At 64.5% G+C, this 20,049-nt stretch carries 22 protein-coding genes; 13 read left to right on the plus strand and 9 right to left on the minus strand.

Annotation, left to right across the window (positions count from 1 at the left end; translation table 11 throughout):
* Window positions 1-12 precede the first annotated feature (12 nt).
* Both B0G57_RS08055 and B0G57_RS08060 read right to left on the minus strand, forming a co-directional pair.
* Window positions 13-402: a methylglyoxal synthase gene (locus B0G57_RS08055; RefSeq protein WP_018442950.1), complete on the minus strand. Its 390-nt coding sequence runs from the start codon at window positions 400-402 to the stop codon at window positions 13-15.
* Window positions 403-423: 21 nt separating this feature from the next.
* Window positions 424-1,203 (minus strand): SDR family oxidoreductase, encoded by a 780-nt coding sequence (locus B0G57_RS08060; protein ID WP_018442951.1) that lies wholly within the window; start codon window positions 1,201-1,203, stop codon window positions 424-426.
* A gap of 153 nt (window positions 1,204-1,356) precedes the next feature.
* Here B0G57_RS08060 and upp point away from each other — a divergent pair, with 153 nt between their 5' ends.
* The 9 genes from upp to rng all read left to right on the plus strand — a co-directional run bounded on the left by upp (window position 1,357) and on the right by rng (window position 9,479).
* Entirely contained in the window at window positions 1,357-2,007 is a 651-nt protein-coding gene (upp, locus tag B0G57_RS08065) for a uracil phosphoribosyltransferase (RefSeq protein WP_018442952.1), read from the plus strand.
* Window positions 2,008-2,327: 320 nt separating this feature from the next.
* Window positions 2,328-3,056, plus strand: a complete 729-nt coding sequence (locus B0G57_RS08070) for a YebC/PmpR family DNA-binding transcriptional regulator (RefSeq protein ID WP_026230091.1) — start codon at window positions 2,328-2,330, stop codon at window positions 3,054-3,056.
* A 179-nt stretch (window positions 3,057-3,235) separates the two neighbouring features.
* Complete coding sequence (gene purD, locus B0G57_RS08075) at window positions 3,236-4,510, plus strand: phosphoribosylamine--glycine ligase (protein ID WP_018442955.1); 1,275 nt, start codon at window positions 3,236-3,238, stop codon at window positions 4,508-4,510.
* A gap of 36 nt (window positions 4,511-4,546) precedes the next feature.
* A complete protein-coding gene (gene hemF, locus B0G57_RS08080) occupies window positions 4,547-5,473 on the plus strand; it encodes an oxygen-dependent coproporphyrinogen oxidase (RefSeq protein WP_018442956.1) in 927 nt (308 codons plus the stop codon).
* 118 nt (window positions 5,474-5,591) lie between these two features.
* Window positions 5,592-6,275, plus strand: a complete 684-nt coding sequence (locus tag B0G57_RS08085) for a nicotinate-nucleotide adenylyltransferase (RefSeq protein ID WP_018442957.1) — start codon at window positions 5,592-5,594, stop codon at window positions 6,273-6,275.
* 2 nt (window positions 6,276-6,277) lie between these two features.
* Window positions 6,278-6,772 carry a ribosome silencing factor gene (gene rsfS, locus B0G57_RS08090; protein ID WP_018442958.1) on the plus strand — a complete coding sequence of 165 codons (495 nt, stop codon included), beginning with the start codon at window positions 6,278-6,280 and terminating at the stop codon, window positions 6,770-6,772.
* Between the two features lie 38 nt (window positions 6,773-6,810).
* Complete coding sequence (gene rlmH, locus B0G57_RS08095) at window positions 6,811-7,281, plus strand: 23S rRNA (pseudouridine(1915)-N(3))-methyltransferase RlmH (protein ID WP_018442959.1); 471 nt, start codon at window positions 6,811-6,813, stop codon at window positions 7,279-7,281.
* Between the two features lie 54 nt (window positions 7,282-7,335).
* On the plus strand, window positions 7,336-7,971 hold the full coding sequence (locus tag B0G57_RS08100; RefSeq protein WP_018442960.1) for a Maf family protein: 636 nt from the start codon (window positions 7,336-7,338) through the stop codon (window positions 7,969-7,971).
* 44 nt (window positions 7,972-8,015) lie between these two features.
* The gene (gene rng, locus B0G57_RS08105) at window positions 8,016-9,479 is read left to right on the plus strand and encodes a ribonuclease G (RefSeq protein ID WP_018442961.1); all 1,464 of its coding nucleotides are present in this window, start codon (window positions 8,016-8,018) and stop codon (window positions 9,477-9,479) included.
* Between the two features lie 110 nt (window positions 9,480-9,589).
* Here rng and B0G57_RS08110 read toward each other — a convergent pair whose 3' ends face one another.
* Window positions 9,590-10,114, minus strand: coding sequence for a DUF2335 domain-containing protein (locus tag B0G57_RS08110; RefSeq protein WP_083925773.1), 525 nt, complete (start codon window positions 10,112-10,114; stop codon window positions 9,590-9,592).
* A 247-nt stretch (window positions 10,115-10,361) separates the two neighbouring features.
* On the minus strand, window positions 10,362-10,670 hold the full coding sequence (locus B0G57_RS31635; protein ID WP_018442964.1) for a hypothetical protein: 309 nt from the start codon (window positions 10,668-10,670) through the stop codon (window positions 10,362-10,364).
* A gap of 191 nt (window positions 10,671-10,861) precedes the next feature.
* On the opposite strand from B0G57_RS31635, the gene B0G57_RS31315 reads away from it, so the two are divergent.
* Both B0G57_RS31315 and B0G57_RS08120 read left to right on the plus strand, forming a co-directional pair.
* On the plus strand, window positions 10,862-11,020 hold the full coding sequence (locus B0G57_RS31315; protein WP_018442965.1) for a hypothetical protein: 159 nt from the start codon (window positions 10,862-10,864) through the stop codon (window positions 11,018-11,020).
* A 32-nt stretch (window positions 11,021-11,052) separates the two neighbouring features.
* Window positions 11,053-11,391, plus strand: a complete 339-nt coding sequence (locus B0G57_RS08120; protein WP_020566458.1) for a hypothetical protein — start codon at window positions 11,053-11,055, stop codon at window positions 11,389-11,391.
* 43 nt (window positions 11,392-11,434) lie between these two features.
* Here B0G57_RS08120 and msbA read toward each other — a convergent pair whose 3' ends face one another.
* Window positions 11,435-13,216, minus strand: a complete 1,782-nt coding sequence (gene msbA / locus B0G57_RS08125; protein WP_026230094.1) for a lipid A export permease/ATP-binding protein MsbA — start codon at window positions 13,214-13,216, stop codon at window positions 11,435-11,437.
* Between the two features lie 307 nt (window positions 13,217-13,523).
* Between msbA and B0G57_RS08130 the strand changes: the two genes are divergently transcribed.
* Both B0G57_RS08130 and B0G57_RS08135 read left to right on the plus strand, forming a co-directional pair.
* Complete coding sequence (locus B0G57_RS08130; protein ID WP_020566459.1) at window positions 13,524-14,333, plus strand: glycosyltransferase family 2 protein; 810 nt, start codon at window positions 13,524-13,526, stop codon at window positions 14,331-14,333.
* Complete coding sequence (locus tag B0G57_RS08135) at window positions 14,323-15,156, plus strand: glycosyltransferase family 2 protein (protein ID WP_018442970.1); 834 nt, start codon at window positions 14,323-14,325, stop codon at window positions 15,154-15,156. The genes B0G57_RS08130 and B0G57_RS08135 overlap by 11 nt, the downstream gene beginning before the upstream one ends.
* A gap of 77 nt (window positions 15,157-15,233) precedes the next feature.
* Here the strand turns inward: B0G57_RS08135 and B0G57_RS08140 are convergent, their stop codons facing one another.
* The 4 genes from B0G57_RS08140 to B0G57_RS08155 all read right to left on the minus strand — a co-directional run bounded on the left by B0G57_RS08140 (window position 15,234) and on the right by B0G57_RS08155 (window position 20,020).
* The gene (locus tag B0G57_RS08140; protein WP_018442971.1) at window positions 15,234-16,457 is read right to left on the minus strand and encodes a glycosyltransferase family 9 protein; all 1,224 of its coding nucleotides are present in this window, start codon (window positions 16,455-16,457) and stop codon (window positions 15,234-15,236) included.
* A 2-nt stretch (window positions 16,458-16,459) separates the two neighbouring features.
* Complete coding sequence (locus tag B0G57_RS08145) at window positions 16,460-17,383, minus strand: glycosyltransferase family 2 protein (RefSeq protein ID WP_018442972.1); 924 nt, start codon at window positions 17,381-17,383, stop codon at window positions 16,460-16,462.
* Window positions 17,368-18,681, minus strand: coding sequence for an O-antigen ligase family protein (locus B0G57_RS08150; RefSeq protein ID WP_018442973.1), 1,314 nt, complete (start codon window positions 18,679-18,681; stop codon window positions 17,368-17,370). The genes B0G57_RS08145 and B0G57_RS08150 overlap by 16 nt, the downstream gene beginning before the upstream one ends.
* A gap of 205 nt (window positions 18,682-18,886) precedes the next feature.
* Complete coding sequence (locus B0G57_RS08155; protein ID WP_018442974.1) at window positions 18,887-20,020, minus strand: glycosyltransferase family 9 protein; 1,134 nt, start codon at window positions 20,018-20,020, stop codon at window positions 18,887-18,889.
* Between the last annotated feature and the right edge of the window lie 29 nt (window positions 20,021-20,049).

Below are 20,049 nucleotides of genomic sequence, written 5' to 3' on the forward strand. Positions count from 1 at the left end.
GCCCAATCTCGCTCAGGCTCCGCCGCGCATCTGCCGGGCGAGCGCGTCGAGAATCATCCGCGCCGTCGCGATATTCGTCGCGCACGGCACGTTATGAACGTCGCAGGCGCGCACGAGCGCGTTGATGTCGGGCTCGTGCGGCTGCGGCGTCATCGGATCACGCAAGAATACGACGACATCGATCGCCCCTTCAGCGAGCCGCGCGCCGATTTGCAGGTCTCCCCCGTTCGGCCCCGAGAGCATGCGCTCGACGGTGAGACCGTGGGCACCCGCGATGCGTCCTCCGGTCGTCCCTGTCGCGACGAGCTGGCAGCCGCGCAGCAACTCGACGTACTCGCCCGCGAGGGCGACGATGTCGTCCTTCTTGTGATCGTGCGCAATCAATGCGACGCGTGGGGTCATGAATCAACTCCGATTGTTGTCTTAGAAGGTGCCCGGATAGGCGCCGCCGTCGATCAGCAGATTCTGCCCGGTGATGTAGCCGGCATGTGTGCTGCAAAGGAACGCGCAGGCCTTGCCGAATTCGGCCGGTTGACCGAAGCGGCCGGCGGGGATCGTCTTCATGCGCTCGCGGCGCGCTTCGTCGATGCTGATCCCTTTCGCTTTTGCCTGCGCGCTGAAGGTCGCGCCGATCCGATCGGTATCGAAGAGGCCCGGCAGCAGATTGTTGATCGTGACGTTGTGCGTGGCGACCTTGCGCGCGACGCCGGCGACGAAACCCGTCAATCCGGAGCGCGCGCCGTTCGAGAGGCCGAGCACGTCGATGGGCGCCTTCACGGCGGAGCTCGTGATGTTGACGATGCGGCCGAAGCCGCGCGCGATCATGCCGTCGATCGTCGCCTGAATCAGTGCGATCGGCGTCAGCATGTTCGCCTCGAGCGCGCGGATCCAGTCGTCGTGGGTGAACTGACGGAAGTCGCCCGGCGGCGGGCCGCCCGCATTGTTGACGAGGATGTCGGGGTCGGGACATGCGGCGAGCGCTGCCTCACGCCCTTCGGGTGTCGTGATGTCGCATGCCACGGTGCGCACCTTCGCGCCCGTCTTCGCGCGTATGTCGGCCGCCGTGGCCTCGAGGGTTTCAGCCGTGCGGGCGAGAATGACGAGCTCGACGCCTTCGGCGGCAAGCGCCTCGGCGCAGCCGCGCCCGAGCCCCTTGCTCGCGGCGCAGACGAGCGCGGTCTTGCCTGCGATGCCCATGTCCATGTTGCACTCCTCGCTTTGCCAAGCAATCGAAATGGGGAATGCTCGCGATTGTAGAGGTAAACTGGCGTCCATCGCCTCGGCCCTCTCGCCCGAGTTCCGAGCCGTTCACCTCGTCGAGCCCCTTGAGCCGCCGCTACGCGCGGCGCCCCGCCCATGAAACAAGACAGCCGTTTTCCGAACCTTTTCATCCTCGATCACCCGCTGATCCAGCACAAGCTCACGCATATGCGCGACAAGGACACCTCGACGCGAACCTTTCGCGAGCTGCTGCGCGAGCTGACGCTATTGATGGGCTACGAAATCACGCGCGATCTGCCGATCACGACCAAGCGCGTCGCGACGCCGCTCGTCGAGATCGACGCCCCCGTCATCGCCGGCAAAAAGCTCGCGATCGTGCCCGTGCTGCGGGCCGGCGTCGGCATGTCGGACGGCCTGCTCGAACTGATTCCGTCCGCGCGCGTCGGGCACATCGGGGTCTATCGCGACGAGGCGCACCGGCCGGTCGAGTACCTCGTGCGGCTGCCCGACCTCGAGGACCGTACCTTCATCCTCTGCGATCCGATGGTGGCGACGGGCAATTCCGCCGTGCATGCCATCGATGTCCTCAAGCGCCGCAACGTGCCCGGCGAGCGGATCCTTTTCCTCGCGCTCGTCGCCGCCCCCGAGGGCGTGGAAGTGTTCCAGCGCGCGCACCCGGACGTGAAGCTCTTCGTCGCCTCGCTGGATTCGCACCTGAACGAACACGCCTATATCGTGCCGGGGCTCGGCGATGCCGGCGATCGGCTCTTCGGGACAAAGAACTAGCGAGCCGGGGCCGGCGAAGGGCGTCATAAAGCGGCTGCCCGCGAGCGCGCGAGCGCGTTTTCGCCGTCAAACGCATCCGCCCGCCACCCGGCCGCGCCCGATAGCGGCAGGAGCCGGGCGCGCCCGGGGCGCGTGCTAAAATTCTCTTCTGCTTCCGAGCGGCGGCTCCCGCATTTTCCGCGCCGTTGGCGCGTCCCGCGCCGCTCGACCACTCGATATCGCGGCCGATCGATTCAAGGATTCGCCGATTCGATCCGCAGATCCGCACTAAAGAACGCATCATGCGAGCGCGCAAGACGCGCGCGCAACGGAGAAAGGGTATGGCTGGTCACTCGAAATGGGCCAACATCAAGCATAAGAAGGCAGCAGCAGACGCGAAGCGCGGCAAGGTCTGGACGCGTCTCATCAAGGAAATCCAGGTCGCGGCGCGCCTCGGCGGCGGCGACATCGACTCGAATCCGCGCCTGCGGCTCGCCGTCGATAAGGCGACCGACGCCAACATGCCGAAAGACAATATCAACCGTGCGATCCAGCGCGGCGTGGGCGGCGTGGACGGCGCGAACTACGAGGAAATCCGTTACGAAGGCTATGGCATCAACGGCGCGGCGATCATCGTCGATACGATGACGGACAACAGGACACGTACCGTTGCGGAAGTCCGTCATGCGTTCTCGAAATTCGGCGGCAACATGGGGACGGACGGCTCCGTGTCGTTCCTCTTCGATCACGTCGGGCAGTTCCTGTTCGCGCCCGATACGCCCGAGGACAAGCTGATGGAAGCGGCGCTCGAAGCCGGCGCGAACGACGTCGTCACGAACGACGACGGCAGCGTGGAAGTGCTTTGCTCGCCGCCCGATTTTCCGAAGGTCAAGGCGGCGCTCGAGGCGGCCGGCTTCAAGGCCGAGCTCGCCGAAGTGACGATGAAGCCGCAAACGGAAGTGGAGTTCACCGGCGAAGAAGCGGTAAAGATGCAAAAGCTGCTCGACGCGCTCGAAAACCTCGACGACGTGCAAGAGGTCTACACGAACGCGACGATCATCGAGGAATGACACGCGTGCGCCGGCTCGCGCGCGCATGGTGCGAAACCACCACGCGACGCGCCGGGCGGCCCCTTCGAATTGGTCGGCAAGAGTGGGCGTTTTGACGCTTGCTCCTGCCCATGCAAGGCTGAGAGACCGCGGCCGGCGTCATGCGCCGGCCGCCCCGTTTAGGCCATAGGATTGTTGCTATGAAATTACTCGTCGTCGGTTCGGGCGGTCGCGAACATGCGCTCGCATGGAAGCTCGCCCAGTCGCCGCGCGTCCAGGTCGTCTACGTCGCGCCCGGCAACGGCGGAACGGCGCACGATGAGCGACTGTGCAACGTCGCCATCACCGATCTCGAGGCGCTTGCCGATTTCGCCGAGAAGGAGCAGATCGCGTTGACCGTCGTCGGCCCCGAAGCGCCGCTCGCGGCCGGCATCGTGAATCTGTTTCGCCAGCGTGGCCTCAAAATCTTCGGCCCGACGAAGGAAGCCGCGCAACTCGAGAGCTCGAAGGATTTCGCCAAAGCGTTCATGAAGCGCCACGGGATCCCGACAGCCGAATACGAAACGTTCTCCGACGCCGCTTCGGCGCACGCCTACCTGGACGCGAAAGGCGCGCCGATCGTCATCAAGGCCGATGGGCTCGCCGCGGGCAAGGGCGTCGTGGTCGCCACGACGCTCGAAGATGCGCACGCCGCGGTCGACATGATGCTCGCGGACAACAAGCTCGGCGATGCGGGCGCGCGCGTCGTGATCGAGGAATGTCTCGAGGGCGAGGAAGCGAGCTTCATCGTGATGGTCGACGGCAAGCATGTGCTCGCGCTCGCGTCGAGCCAGGACCATAAGCGGCTCCTCGACGGCGACGCCGGTCCGAACACGGGCGGCATGGGCGCCTATTCGCCCGCGCCCATCGTGACGCCCCAGCTGCATGCGCGCGTGATGCGCGAAATCATTCTGCCGACCGTGCGTGGCATGGAAAAGGAAGGCATTCGGTACACGGGCTTTCTCTATGCAGGGCTCATGATCGACGCCGAAGGCAATCCGAAGACCCTCGAGTTCAATTGCCGCATGGGCGATCCCGAAACGCAGCCGATCATGGCGCGCCTAAAAGGCGATTTTTCGAAGGTGCTCGAGCAGGCGATCGCCGGCACGCTGGATACGGTCGAGCTCACGTGGGATCGTCGCACCGCGCTCGGCGTCGTGCTCGCCGCGCACGGCTATCCCGATGCCCCCCGCAAGGGCGACCGCATCAACGACATCCCGGCCGAAACCGAGCACGCGGTGACGTTCCATGCGGGGACTGCGCTCGTCGACGGCAAGCTCGTCACCTCGGGCGGGCGCGTGCTCTGCGTCGTCGGACTGCATGACTCAGTGCGCGGCGCGCAGTCGGCCGCGTACGAAGCCATCAACCAGATTTCGTTCGACGGCATGCAGTATCGCCGCGACATCGGTTATCGCGCGCTCAATCGGAAGCATTGAGCTCCTCAAGGGAAAGCGCTCAGCGCCCATCGAACGATGACTGAATCCACCTTCGACGCCACGCCTGTCCGCGCGTATCTGCAGGGCCTGCAAACGCGCATCGCCGAAGCCATCGGCGCGCTCGACGGCACGCCGTTCACGGCCGACGCCTGGCAGCGCCCGGACGGCGAACGGTTGCGCGGCGGCGGGGTCACGGCGATTCTCGAAGACGGCGAGCTGATCGAGCGCGGCGGTATCGGATTCTCCGATGTGGCGGGCGATGCGCTGCCGCCTACGGCCAGCGCGGTGCGCCCACAGCTCGCCGGACGCGGCTTCGAGGCGATGGGCGTCTCGCTCGTGATGCACCCGCGCAACCCGCATTGCCCGACGGTGCACATGAACGTGCGTTTCCTCACCGCGACGAAGCCAGGCGAAGCCCCCGTCTTCTGGTTCGGCGGCGGCATGGACCTCACGCCCACCTATGGCTACGAGGAAGACGCGCGTCACTTTCATCGGGTTTGCCGCGACGCGCTCAGCCCCTTCGGCGCCGATCTCTACCCGCGCTTCAAGCGCTGGTGCGACGAGTACTTTTTCCTCAAGCACCGCGGCGAAACGCGCGGCATCGGCGGCATTTTCTTCGACGATTTCGAAGAGCTCGGCTTCGCGCGCTCGTTCGAGATGATGAAAAGCGTCGGCGATGCATTCCTGCACGCCTATCTGCCGATCCTCGAAAAACGGCGGGCAACGCCGTACGGCGAGCGCGAGCGGGCGTTCCAGGGCTATCGGCGCGGGCGCTACGTCGAATTCAACCTCGTCTACGATCGCGGCACGCTGTTCGGACTCCAAAGCGGCGGACGAACCGAGTCAATCCTGCTCTCGATGCCGCCTGTCGCCAACTGGCGCTACAACTGGCAACCCGAGCCGGGCACGCCCGAAGCGCAACTCGCCACCGATTTCCTGAAACCGCGCGAGTGGCTTGAATGAGGATGCTGCCCTGAATTCGCCGACCCGCTCCCAACCCCGCGCGCCTTCCAGTCGGTCGAGCGAAGCGGGCGCACCCGCCGGCACCTCCTCCCGCGCGCGGAACGAGGCGCCGCCCGCCTTGTCGCGCCGCGTGGGGCTGCTCGGCGGCACCTTCGATCCGATCCACAACGGACATCTGGCGCTCGCACGGCGCTTCGCCGAACTGCTGCAACTGACGGAGCTCGTTCTGCTGCCGGCGGGGCAGCCATGGCAGAAAGCCGACGTCAGCGATGCGCGCCACCGGCTCGCGATGACGCGGGCCGCGGCCGCTTCGTTTGCCCTGCCTGGGACGACCGTCACCGTCGCCACCGACGAAATCGAGCATGCGGGCCCCACCTACACGGTGCACACGCTCGAGCGCTGGCGCGCGCGCGAGGGCGCGGACGCGTCTCTATCGCTCTTGATAGGCGCGGATCAACTGTTGCGGCTCGATACTTGGCACGATTGGCAGCGCCTTTTTGACTTCGCGCATATCTGCGCCGCCACTCGGCCCGGCTTCGACTTGAACTCGGCGCCGCCCGCGCTCGCGCGCGAGCTGTCGTCGCGCGAGGCGAGCGCCGAAGTGCTGCGCGCGACGCCGAGCGGCCACCTGCTGATCGATGCGACGCTCGCGCTCGACGTCTCGGCCACCGATATCCGTGCCGAGTTGCGCGAGCGACTCGCTGGGGGTGCGCACGCGGGCGCCGACGCCCCGCCGGCCCACGAGGCCATCCCTGAGGCCGTCTGGCGCTATATTCTTCAACATCACGTTTACCACCGGTAACCATGGACATTCGCAAACTGCAACGCGCGATCGTCGACGGCCTTGAAGACGTCAAGGCGACGGACATCAGAGTCTTCAACACGAGCCATCTGACGGAGCTCTTCGATCGCGTGATCGTCGCCAGCGGCAACTCCAACCGGCAAACAAAGGCGCTCGCTTCGAGCGTGCGCGAAAAAGTGAAGGAAGCGGGCGGCGAGATCGTCAGCACCGAGGGCGAAGATATCGGCGAATGGGTGCTCGTCGATTGCGGCGACGCCGTCGTCCATATCCTTCAGCCGGCCCTCAGGCAGTACTACAACCTCGAAGAGATCTGGGGTGACAAGCCCGTCAGGGTCAAGCTGACGAGTACGAGCCCGTTCGGGGGCGCGCGCCCGAGCGAGCCGCTCGCCGGCGATGGTGAGGACGAGGATGACGACGGCCACGACGATGGGGCGGTAACGAGCGCATCGAAGCCGGCTCGCAAGACGCCTGCGAAGCGGCGCGGCAAGAGCAGCTAAATCTCTAAAAAGCCCCCCGTGGCCACGCCACTCTCAGCATGAAGCTGCATATTCTCGCCGTCGGCCACAAAATGCCTGATTGGATCGCGGCAGGCTTCGACGAATACGCGAAGCGGATGCCGCCCGAATTGCGTATCGAGTTGCGCGAGATCAAGCCCGAGCCGCGAACGGGCGGACGGACCGCGTCAAGCGTCATGGCCGCGGAACGGCAGCGGATCGAGGCAGCGCTGCCAAAGGGAGCACGGCTTATCGCGCTCGACGAGCGCGGCCGCGATTGGACCACGATGCAGCTCGCCGAGGCGCTCCCCGCCTGGCAGCAGGACGCGCGCGACGTGGCGTTCATCATCGGCGGAGCGGATGGGCTCGATGCGGAACTGAAAGCCCGTGCCGAACTGCTGCTTCGCCTCTCGAGCCTCACGCTGCCGCACGGCATGGTGCGCGTGCTGCTGGCTGAACAGCTTTACCGCGCGTGGAGCATCACGCAGAATCACCCTTATCATCGCGTCTGATGCGCCGTCGAGTCTCGTCGGCCGCATTGGCCGCCGGACTACAACGACAGACCGATGCCTCTATCGACGCCCTCTTCCTCCCCTCACCCGTTCGTCTACCTTGCCTCGCAAAGCCCGCGCCGTCAGGAACTGCTCGGTCAGCTCGGCGTGCGCTTCGAGCTGTTGCTGCCGCGTCCCGACGAGGACGCCGAAGCACTCGAATCCGAGCGACCCGGCGAGTCGGCCGATGCGTACGTCCGGCGAGTCACCGTCGCCAAGGCCGAAGCAGCGCGTGCCCGGCTCCTCGCGGGCGACCACGCGCCGGCGCCGATTCTCGTTGCCGATACCACGGTCACGATCGACGGCGCGATTCTCGGCAAGCCGGACGACATAGACCATGCGCTCACCATGCTCGAACGGCTCGCCGGCCGCGAGCATGACGTCTTGACCGCGCTTGCCGTGGTAGATGGCGAAGGCCGTCTGCTGCCGCCGGCGCTCTCGCGCTCGACCGTCCGCTTCGCGGCAGCCTCGCGCGAAGCGCTCAGGCGCTATGCGATGACTGGGGAGCCGCTCGGAAAGGCGGGTGCTTATGGGATCCAGGGCCGGGCCGCCGAGTTGATCGAGCGTATCGAGGGGTCCTATTCGGGTATCATGGGTCTGCCCCTTTTTGAGACGGCCGCGTTGTTGCGTGCTGCGCGGGTCGAGTTCTAGGCCTTTCGCTCCGTTCCGTTCGAAGGCGTTCGAAAAAGACAGCGATGAACGAAGAAATCCTCATCAATGTGACCCCGCAGGAAACGCGCGTTGCGCTGATCCAGCAAGGCGCCGTGCAGGAACTCCACATCGAGCGGACTGCCTCGCGCGGCCGCGTTGGCAACGTGTATCTCGGCAAGGTAGTGCGCGTGTTGCCGGGCATGCAATCGGCCTTCATCGACATCGGCCTCGAGCGTGCCGCGTTTCTGCATGTGGCCGACATCTGGCATCCGCGCATCGCGGGCGAGCATGCACCGCCGCCGCAGCCGATCGAGAAGACGGTGTTCGAAGGGCAGACGCTGACCGTGCAGGTCATCAAGGATCCGATCGGCACGAAGGGCGCGCGGCTCTCGACGCAGGTCAGCATCGCCGGGCGCACGCTCGTCTATTTGCCGCAAGAACCGCATATCGGCATCTCGCAGAAGATCGAGGACGAAGCCGAGCGCGAGGCGATTCGTGCTCGGCTCACGGCGGTACTGCCGTCCGATGAAAAAGGCGGCTACATCGTGCGCACGATTGCTGAGGATGCGACGAGCGAAGAGCTTGCGGCTGATGTGGCTTACTTGCGCAAGACCTGGGCAACCGTCGTCGGGCAGGCGCAGCGCCTGCCGCCTACCAGCCTGCTTTATCAGGACCTCAACCTCGCACAACGCGTGCTGCGCGATTTCGTGACCGACGAGACGACACGGATTCAGGTCGATTCCCGGGAGACGTACCAGATGCTCGTCGAGTTCGCGGCGGAATTCACGCCGGCTGTCAGCTCGAAACTGCATCACTACACGGGCGAGCGGCCGCTCTTCGATCTCTACAACATCGAGCAGGAGATTCAGCGCGCGCTGTCGCGCCGTGTCGATCTGAAGTCGGGCGGTTACTTGATGATCGACCAGACCGAGGCGATGACGACGATCGACGTCAATACGGGCGGGTACGTCGGCGCGCGCAATTTCGACGATACGATCTTCAAGACGAATCTCGAAGCGGCGCATACGATTGCGCGCCAGCTGCGGCTGCGTAACCTCGGCGGGATCATCATCATCGACTTCATCGACATGGAGAACGCCGAGCATCGCGATGCCGTGCTCTCGGAGCTGAAAAAGGCGCTTGCACGGGACCGGACGCGCTCGACGGTCAATGGATTCTCACAGCTGGGTTTGGTTGAGATGACGCGCAAGCGCACGCGCGAATCGCTCGCGCATGTGCTTTGCGAGCCCTGCCCGGTCTGTCAGGGCAAGGGACAGGTGAAGACGGCGCGCACCGTGTGCTATGACGTGCTTCGCGAAATCCTGCGCGAGTCGCGGCAGTTCAATCCGCGCGAGTTTCGCGTGGTGGCTTCGCAGGAAGTCATCGATCTCTTTCTCGATGAAGAGTCGCAGCATCTCGCGATGCTGATCGATTTCATCGGTAAGCCTGTCTCGTTGCAGGTCGAGTCGAACTTGAGCCAGGAACAGTACGACATCGTGCTGATGTGACGTGCCGGCGCATTGACAACAACATCGCGGCCCCACGGATGCGCAACCGCCGATAAGTTCGCGGAGCCTTTCTTCGTGAGCCGGGTATTTTCACGCTCAATGAGTCGCGCTCAATGAGGCTCGCCATCGTCCGTCTTATCGTCCTTGGGCTTGCTACGATGCGCGGACCCGGTCAGAAACCCCGTTATCACCGTGCCCAGCAGGCCGACGGCTACAGCGATGGCCACGCTGTCATGCCCTGTCATCGAAAGCTCATAAACGAGCCCGAATCCAACCAGGACCAGCCCACCGGCAATCCACTGCGCACGCGTGTCAATGGACGTGGTGCTTCTCAAACCAGCCATTTCCACTTCACGCGAGTGGCGGCCGTTGGCCTGGAATTCCTCGACAATAATGCGCGCGGCGCCCGGCAGAATTTCCTCGTATTGGCGGAGGTGCTCCGGCTTCGGCACCGGTCCTCGATATGATTCCGACTGCAGCGCCAACAGAACGGAATGTTCGACAAGTTCCTGCAGTTCCGGCTTCTCGACCTTCAGACCGACCAGGTCAGCTTCGGCTGGCTCAACGACTCCAATCTCGCTGCCCGGCGGGTTATCGCGCTCGCTCACGCCAACCAAAGCCGGTGATTGCGCCATCGAGGTCGCGCGCAGTCCGCTCCCACGCCTCGCTCATCCGCTCGCTAGCCGATTTGCGAGGGTAGTACTTTCGGTAGTCCGTTCGCGGAAAGATTTTGAAACTCGAAACTAGCGCGTCCGCCACGCGCCGCACCTCGCGACGTAGTCTCATGCAGTTCTCCAGGGCTTTTTCCTCGTGTCGAAACAGGGCCCAGCATACCTATCTCAAAACGAAGATGGCAATCGTCGCCCTTAATGGGTACGACAGTCACCTATGCCCCCATCCGTGACCGCCGCCCCAGCCGCCGCCGTGCCCGCCATGCCATCCACCATCGCCGTGCCAGCCGCGATCGTGATCCCAGTGGTGATGGTCGCCGCCCCCGCCCCAGTAACCGAATCCAAGGGCGACCGACGGTCCGCCGTAATCGTAATATCCCGGCGCATAGCCATAGCCATAGCCATAGCCATAGGGGTAGTCGTTTCCGTACCCGTAACCGTAATACGGCGACGCCGCGGGATCGACCACGCAGCCCGCGAGCACGCCGATAAGGGCCAGAGCAATCAATGATCTGAACATCGCTTCATCTCCCCTCGATCGTCAAGAATTAGAGAAGCAAGCGCGGGCCCGCGTTCGAAACTAAGTTGTCACCGCCAGTAACAGCGGTAAACATCGGCGCGCCGCTCGGCGCAAGCACCGGGCCGCCGCGCGGCACCGGCGCCCAAATCTCCTAGAATTGGCGTTATGCAGGTGTTCCGTAAGGAGGTCTCATGGCCGAATCGATGGAAAGCATCGTGACGGGCGTGATCGTGCTCGCCGTCGCGGCGATCCTGGTGACATCGCACTACCGGCGTCAACACCGCCGCGACAAGTGGCTAGGCCGGCTCGAGAGCCATCGCGTCTGGGACCGGCTGCGGCATCGGCATTGATCGGAACGAATGGAAGCGTTTGGGAGGCGACCATGCCGGAAGTCTTGTCTCAGGAAGACGCCCGTTGGCGAACGACCGCGTATGAAGGATTCGAAATCCATGTCGTGGCGCTCGTGAAGGGCCACGAGGACGAACGGGGACAGCACCGCGAGCTCGCGCCGAGCGACCGCTTCACCTACGTCGGGTATGTCTGCCATCCCGGAGCGGATCCGAAACTGCCCGGGCATACCGTGCCGTTTCATGCCGACGGCGAAGAGACGTTTCCGAGCGCGGAAGCAGCCTGGGACGAAGGACTCCACGTCGGACGCACGATCGTCGACGGCACGCATCCCGACTTGACCGTCTTATCGCTCGTGACGAGCGGTTTCTGACGTCAGGCCGGCGGCGGCGCCACTCGAGCGTGCGCGAGCGCGCTCACGCAGCCTGCTGCTGATACTGAATCCGGTGCAGATGGGCATAGAGCCCGCCTTGCCGCAGCAGTTCGTCGTGGTTGCCCTGCTCGACGATGTGCCCGCTCTCCATGACGAGAATGCGGTCGGCGCGCTCGATGGTCGAGAGGCGGTGCGCGATGACGAGCGTCGTGCGCCCTTGCATGAGCGTCTCGAGCGCCGCCTGCACATGGCGCTCCGATTCCGAATCGAGCGCCGACGTCGCTTCGTCGAGAATCAGAATCGGCGCGTTTTTGTAGATGGCGCGCGCAATCGCGAGACGCTGGCGCTGCCCGCCCGAGAGCCGCATCCCATTGCCGCCGATCGGCGTATCGATGCCTTCCGGCAAGGTCGCGATCATGTCCGAAAGGTTTGCCGCGTGCAATGCCGCCTCGACGCGTGCACGGTCCGCCGTCTCTCCGTACGCGACGTTGGCGGCGATGGTGTCATTGAAGAGCACGACGTCCTGACTCACCATCGCGATCTGACCGCGCAGCTCGTGAATGTCGTACTCGTCGATCGGCACGCCATCGACCAAAATCGTCCCGCCTTTCGGATCAAAAAAGCGCGGCAGCAAGTTCACGAGCGTTGTCTTGCCGCTGCCCGAGGGGCCGGCAAGCGCGATCATTTCGCCCGGCGCCGCCTTGAAGGAGACCCGGTCCAGTATCGGACGCTCGCTCGCCGCATAGGCAAAGGACACATTGCGAAACTCGATGTCGCCGCGCGCGGCAGGCAGCTTGCGCGTGCCGCCGGTAGGCTCCAAGGGCTCGTCGATGAGCCCGAAGATCAGCTCGGCCGCCGTCATTCCGCGCTGCAGCGGCTGGTTGACGTCCATCAGATGCTTGAGCGGCGAGATCACGAGCAGCATCGACGTCACGAATGCGACGAAGCCGCCGACGGTCGTCTGGTCATGGGCAGACTGCACGACGGCGATCGTGATGACGATGGCAAGCGCGATCGATGCGAGAAACTGCGTGATCGGCTGAGCGAGCCCGCCGGACACGGTCATCCGCATCGCATACCCTCTCAGGCGCTTGCTCATCGCCGCGAACCGGTTCATCTCGTAGGACTCGCCGTTGTGCACCTTGACGACCTTATAGCCGCCGACGGTTTCCTCGACGATGTACGACAGCTCGTTCGTGAGCGTCTGTTGCTCGCGGCCGAGGCGGCGCAGCCGGCGGTTGATCTTGCTCACGATCCAGCCGATGCCGGGGAGGATCACGGCGACGATGAGCGTCAGCCGCCAGTTCAGATAAAACAGATAGCCGAGCAGGAACAGCACCGTCAGCGAATCGCGCACGAGCGTGATCATGACGCTCGTCAGCACGGAAAGTATCTGATTGACCTCGAACACGATCGCGTTGATGACGGTGCTCGCCGTTTCACGCTGAAAGAACGAGGCGCTCGTATGGATCATCCGCTCGAACATCCGGAGCCGCAGATCGAGCAGGATCCGGTTCGAGACGTACGAGAGCAGATAGCCCGACGCGTACTGCGCGACGCCACGCACCAGGGCAAGGCCGATCACCGCGAGCGGCACGAGCCACTGCGCGCTCACGTTGGCCTTCGCGCCGAAGCCATGATCGAGCAGCGGCTTCAGGAGCGCGGGGATGCCGGCGTCGGTCGCCGCGCTCGCGCCCATCGAAACGATGGCCAGCACGATGACCCACAAATTGGGCTTCACGTACGGCCAGAGCCGCTTCATCACGGACGCGGCCGACGTGCCCGTCGCGCCGATCGTCTTGCGCAAGGTATTTCTGGTGTCCAACGGATTCCCTTTGCAGCGGCTCGAGGCGGCGAAGCGAGGCGTTCGCGTTCGGCTGAATTGACCTCGCCTCGCTGCGCTTGCCGGGGCGCGCCATAGCGCGCCCGAAACGGAGGGGCTGGTTTCGCCCTCACCCGGAAAAATCGATGCATTATAGCCGGCTGCCATGCGAAGCGCGGCTCGCGCGGGCCGGTGCCGTCCAAAGGCAGAAAACTCCCGGCAGACGCGCGCCCCGCTCGGCGTATTCGACCGCGCGCCGGCCCGACCGGTATACTCCGACTCCGCTCACCCGTCACCGCAGAACCGAACCGTGACCGTCCCGTCGTCCGACCGCCCGCGCCCTACTCTCGGCGTCGCCATCATCGCGCTCAACAGCGAGGCGCGGCTGGCGCAATGCCTCGAAGCCGTCTCGTTCGCGGACGAGATCGTCGTCGTGGACGGCGGCAGCAGCGACGCCACGGCACGGATTGCCGAAGCGCATGGCGCTCGCGTCGTCGTGGAGCGCGAATGGCCAGGCTTCGGTCCGCAGAAGAACCGCGCCGTAGCCGCGCTCGCCACTGACTGGATCCTCTCGATGGACACGGACGAGGTCGTGACACCGGAACTTGCCGCTTCCATCCGCGAGGCCATCGCCGCCGAGCAGGCCGAAGTCTTCGAACTCGACCGCCTCTCCAACTTCTGCGGCCATTGGATGCGGCACAGCGGCTGGTCTCCTGACTGGGTGCCGCGGCTCTTTCGGCGCGGCGCGGCCCGCTTCTCGGACGATCTCGTCCACGAGCGGCTCGTTTTCGAAGGTCCGCCCGGCCGACTGAGCGGCAAGCTGCTCCATTACTCCTTCGACGACTTCGAAACCGTGCTGCGCAAAATCGATGCTTACTCGAGCGCCGGCGCGCGGCAGCGACTGGCTGTCAACGGCAAACGCGGCGGAGTGCGCCAGGCGCTCACGCATGGCTTGTGGGCGTTCGTCAAAACCTACCTCATAAAGGGCGGATTCCTCGACGGAAGGATGGGGTTTATACTCGCCGTCTCGAATGCAGAGGGCGCTTACTACCGATACCTCAAGCTGATGCTGGCGCTCGAACGGCAGCACGCGTCGGACGACGACCGCCATGTCTCATGACAAACTCATCACTGTAATCGTCACCACCTACAATCGGCCGGACGCGCTCGAGCTTGTCATCGGCGCCTGCCTCGATCAGACCGATCGCCACTTCGAGATCGTGATCGCTGACGACGGCTCCGGAGCCGCGACGCGAACGCTCATCGAGAACATCGCACGCACGTCGCCCATTTCGATCAACCATGTCTGGCAGCCCGACGAGGGCTTTCGGGCAGCGGCGAGCCGCAACAAGGCACTGCGGAGCGCGCGCGGCGACTATGTAATTTTTCTCGACGGCGATTGCGTGCCGCAGCGCGACTTCGTGGCGCGCCATCGCGCATTGGCGCGCGAGCGCACCGTCGTCACGGGCAGCCGCATTTTGTTGGCGCCTCGCCTCACGAACGAAGTGCTCGCGCAACGCCTGCCGCTGCAGCGGCAAGCGCTGACTTTCTGGCTGCGCCAGCGTGCCGCCGCCCAAGTCAACAAGGTTCTGCCGCTAGCCATCCACCTGCCGGATCTTCCGTTGCGGCGCGTCGACGGTTTCGTCTGGCGCGGCATCAAAACCTGTAACCTCGCCGCGTGGCTCAGCGACCTCGAAGCGGTCAACGGGTTCGACGAAACCTTCGTCGGATGGGGCCACGAAGACGCCGATCTCGTCGCCAGGCTGCACAACGCGGGCGTCGTTCGAAAAAATGGCTTCTGGTCGACGGAAGTGCTGCACTTGTGGCATGCGGAAGCGCCTCGCGACCGCGAGGGGCCGAACTACGCGCGCGTCCTCGCGCGGCTCGCCGATCGCACCACTCGTGCCGAACGCGGCCTCCAGGAGTCCACGCATTCGAATTGACGCGTTGACGGCACGAACTCGCCAACGCCTCCCCGCCCCTCGCGTTGTGTTCGCCGCATAACGGCAAGCCAGGCCCGCTACGTCTCGAGCCCGAGCATCCGCGCCGCGGCCGCGATGACGCGACTCGCTGGAAGGCCCGTGAGGCAAGCGCTCGCGCTGCCGATATGGCGATCGCACCCTTCCTCTCGGCAGGGAACGCACGCACCTTCCCCCTGCAGCAGGTAGACGTTGCCCTTGCGGTCGGAGCCGCGCAGCGGCCACGGATCGCGGTCGGCAGGCCAACCCCGGGGCCAAGGGCCCCAGCGCACGGGGTCGGAAGGCCCGAAGATGGCCAGCGTTGGCGTGCCCGTCGCCGCCGCAACGTGCGTCGCACCGGTGTCCGGCCCGATATAGAGCCGCGCGCGGCGGTAAAGCTCGGCGCTTTCACCAAAGGACAGCCGACCGACCAGGTTCAGAACGGGCTCGCCTGTCGCAGCCGCGACGCGCTCGGCGTAATCCCGCTCGGCCTGCGCCGGACCGCCCGAAAGCACGATTGCGAATCCGCGCGCACGCAGCCAGCGAATGACGTCGATCCAGCCTTCGAAAGACCAGCGCTTGTACTCGAACATCGGCAGCAGATGAAGCACGACGAACGGCTCGCCGGGCACGATGGCCGGCGGTTCATCGAAGCGTGCGTCGAAGCGCGCGGCGCTTGCCGGATCATCGCCGATGCCGGGCGGTACGACTTCGGCATGAAGCGGAATACCGATCGCCGCCGCCAGGGCCAGGCTGCTTCTCACCGTGTGAACCGATCGATGCTCGTTGAGCGCGATCCTATGGAGCATGAAACGGTTGAGCAGCGTCAACCGATCGGGATCGACGAGACCGATGCGCTTCTTGCCGGCAAAGAACGCATAGAAACGCGGACGGTCGGAGCTGATCGCCGCACAGGCGAGATCGTAACGGCGCCACATCCGCATGGCATCGGCAAGCCGCTCGCGAAAGCGCGCGCGCTGCGCGACGGTGATGACCCGGCGTATGTCGGGGTTGTGCTCGACGACGCCCTCCGTGCCGCGGAAGACGAGCATGTCGATCGGCGTGTCGGGCCATTGAGCCTTCAGCGACCGTACGAATGGTGTCGTCAGCAGAACGTCGCCGATCCGGCGTGTACACACGACGAGGATGCTGCGCGGCGGCCTCGGAAGAAAGCCGCGCGCATTCTCGCCGGATCGCCTTCCGGCAGCCCGCGTCTTGCCAGCGGCCAGTTCGACGTTCGTCTCCATGCGCCTCCCCGCACCGGCGCTGTCGTCACGCATGGCCATGGCTATTCGGTACCGACAGGTTGATCGGCCGCGCTGTCCATGACGATCTGCCGCGGCAAGTCAGGCTCCCAGGCCTGGAGATCGCCGGTGGGGTAGCGGCCGAACGCATAGACCGCCCGCTTCAGCCGCCGCTTGAGGCTCGGCCGCGGAACGTTCGGCAGCGACGCGGCATCGACGGACGCCGTCCTTCTGACATAGTCGCGCATGAAGTCCTGTTGCGAGATGCCCCACTTGAGGATGAACGTGCGCCCGCCTTTATTGCGGCGGACCCGGCGCGTGGTCGCGCAAGCGAAATGATAGACATGGCTCGACCCGACGATGCGAAAAACGCGGCAGCCGGCGAGCCAGATCTTCATGAGGAAATCGTCGTCGCTGCTCATGCCGGGGCCGAACTCGATACTGTAGCCGCCCACCATATGCCAGAGGCGCCGCTGAGTCAGCATCGGCTGCGACGCCACGCCGTTGCGATCCGCGAAACCGAGGCCCTTGGCGTAGCTCAACAATCCCGCCTCGTCGAAATTGTCAGGACCCGTCCCAAAGTTGGCGACGCCGACGAGCTCGTTTCCCGTATCGAGGGGCTCGACGAGTCGCGCGGCGAGATAGACGGGGGTGTCGCCGAACGGACGTGCCGCCGCCTCGAGAGCAAGATCCCATCCGGGCAGACAATACATGTCGTCGTTCATGAACAGCATCCAATCGCGCGTGGCGAGCCGTGCGGCGTCGTTCAGGGCGATGCATACGCCGACGTTGCCGCGGCTCCATGTATGCCGGAGCCCTTGGGCGCGAACCCACTCGAGCGTTCCGTCCGTCCCTTCGTTGACGTGCACGATGATTTCGTGATCGAAGGCGGAGTGTCGCCTGATGCTCTCGATGCAGAGCTTCAGGTACGGCAGATTGTTCCACGTAGGGATCAGGATGCTGAACATGAGGATTGCGAGCCGCTGATGGACGGATTGGCGCCGCGCTCCGCTGCTGGCGCGAGCGCCGGCGAGGTCGCGATGCCCCCGAGGATGCCGATGACGGCAGCATAAAACGACGCCACCATCTTCAAATCGAAGGTCTCGACGCTGAGCCCGAATATCCAGAACGAGACGACGAACGTGAGACCCATGAGCGCTGCGCCGCGCACTTGACTGGTAGACGCTCTCAAGTACTTCCCGAACATCAGGCACGGAACGAGATGGAGCGCGATACCGGCGAGTCCGCCGATAAGACCGTAGTTGGCCGCGTAGAAGAGCATCTGGTTGTGCGTCTCCCCGCGGCCGAAAGCGGCCGCGAGCGGTGTCAGCCTGCCTGCGCTCGCGAGCGCATGCATACTGTCGGCAAAACCATTCGGACCGACGCCGAACACGAGATGCTCTCGCATCAGCATCAACGCGGCCTCGTAGAGTTGGAGCCGCACACCCGTCGACGTATCCTTGTAACCATGGGTGTATTGAACGAGGTCCGACCAGACGAGCAAGACGCGATCGCGCACGGCGGCGGAACTCGCGCCAACCACGACGATGGCCGCGAAGACGGCGAGCGGAATCAGCACGCGCCTTCCGGCGGACTTCTTCTTGCGCAGATAAACGATCAGCGCGATGGCCGGTATGGCAAGCCAGCCGCCTCGCGTTCCCGTCAGCGCGGACGCATAGAGCCCGGCGAGCAACCCGACGATCTTGACCAACCGCACGGGAACGGCGTCCTTTCTCCACCAGTTCAGCGACAAAGCCGAGAGCGCGCCCAACACCAGCGCGATGTCACCGAAATGGATGGCGTCGAGAAACGGGCCGGCCAGCCGATCGTCTTCCGCGCGCTGTGTAATGAGCAGCACCAGGCATCCTGCGATAGCACCTATCGCGAACGAAAGATCGCTCCAACGTAGTATCTTGGCCGGCACGCGCCGCATCGCAAGCAGGATCGGCACGGCGGCCACGAAGCGCGAAGGCGCGTCGAGCAGGCTGAAAACGAGATTGCCGTACCAGAGCTCGCTGATCAACGTCGCGGCCAGCGGACTAGCCAGCGCCACGCATGTGGCAATCGTTACCCGATCGACACCCGGCGTTTCCGAGTTGTCCGGCAGCGCGAGCGCAATGAGCGAGACGAAGGTCGCCGCGAGCTGAAGTGCGCTCGCGCCGCCATGAACAACGAGCGTCACCGTCGGATAAGAAAGCAGAAATAAGGCTGCGGCAGCGTTGCTCGGGCGCGAAATCCATGCAGGGCTGATGGTCGAACGGTTCATGTCGAAGGACTTCGGCGCGCGCCGCGCGGACGCACGCAAAATCTGATTGGGAGATGCACCAGGCGGCAAAGCTCACGCGAAGCGACGCGCGACTGCAAACTGGAGCAGACCGTGCGCATCGCGTCAGGTCCGTGCCCCGCCTGTCAGTGAAGACCCGCTAGTATACATGGCGGCTACTGTGCGGTGATCTGTCTGGTCAGACGGATCACCGCGCCTGGACTGCATCGGCGGACAGGCTCGCCGTCACTCCCAACTGCCGCAGGACGGCATCCGCGATGGCATCCGGCGGCACTTCGCTCGCACCACCCGGGCTTTGAAGGCCGACTGAGTGGCAGCGCCGGGTAAGGAAGAAACGCATCGGCTCACGATGCGAAAAGATCGTGACGCTTGGCGTCTCGGTGGAATGCGCGACATGCATCAGACCGCCGTCGCAGCCGACGAACAAGCGGCAGCCTGCGATGATCTCGCGCGCCTCGAGCAACGACAGGCGTGCGACGTGCGACACGACCTCGAGGCGACGAAACGTCTTCCGCATGATTTCGTCGGCCATCTGCAGGCCGTTGTCCGATCCCAGCAGCACGACCTGCCGCGGAACGCGATCGTCGTCCATCGCGTCGAGCATGGCAAGCAAGGATGGCCAGTGGAGATAGGACCGATTCTGATCGATCCCGCCGACGGAAAGCGCCATGGCCGTACGTTCGGGCCGCTTGCCGCTGACGGCACGCCGCGTCGCGTCGTTGCATTGAAGATAAGGCTTGGCGATCTGGACGAGCGCCTCGTCGCGGAGCCCGATACCGAATACATCGTTGACGGCCGCGAAACTGAACAATGTCTGGTTGCGCGACGGCCCATGGAAGTACTGAAACAGGCACGCAAACGGCGTCTTCCTGAAGTGCCGCTTTTTGAGTTCGATCGACGGATAGTTGAACTCGTTCAATACGACCGCGTCGTATCGCCGGTCTTCCAGCGCATCGACGTGCGAGTAGACGTTCTCGAAGATGTCGTCCTCGCAAAACAACGGATGCAGCTTCGGAAGCGTGAGAAGGTCGACGCTGAAATCCGCGCCCGGCAGCAATGCGCGGCCGGACATTTCCATGATCGCGTCGCCGAAGTTGGCCTTACCCGTGTACAGCCAAAGCACGCGCATTCCTTTCTCGATTCGCCGGATTTCGCGCTTCGACTGGCCGCCCAGTCGCAGTGCCAGGTCGCGATGGAGGTACTTCTTCACGAGCTTCAGACGAGATTGCGTCCTCAGGAAGCTATCTGGGTCATGCGGAACGAGCGGGTACGGAATTTTCGTCAGTTTTTCGACGCAGTTGTCGATATAGCCGGTCATCATTTCTTGTGGTCTTGTAGGGACTGGACGGT

Source organism: Trinickia symbiotica (genome assembly GCF_002934455.1).
In the GTDB taxonomy this organism is placed as follows: Bacteria; Pseudomonadota; Gammaproteobacteria; order Burkholderiales; family Burkholderiaceae; genus Trinickia; species Trinickia symbiotica.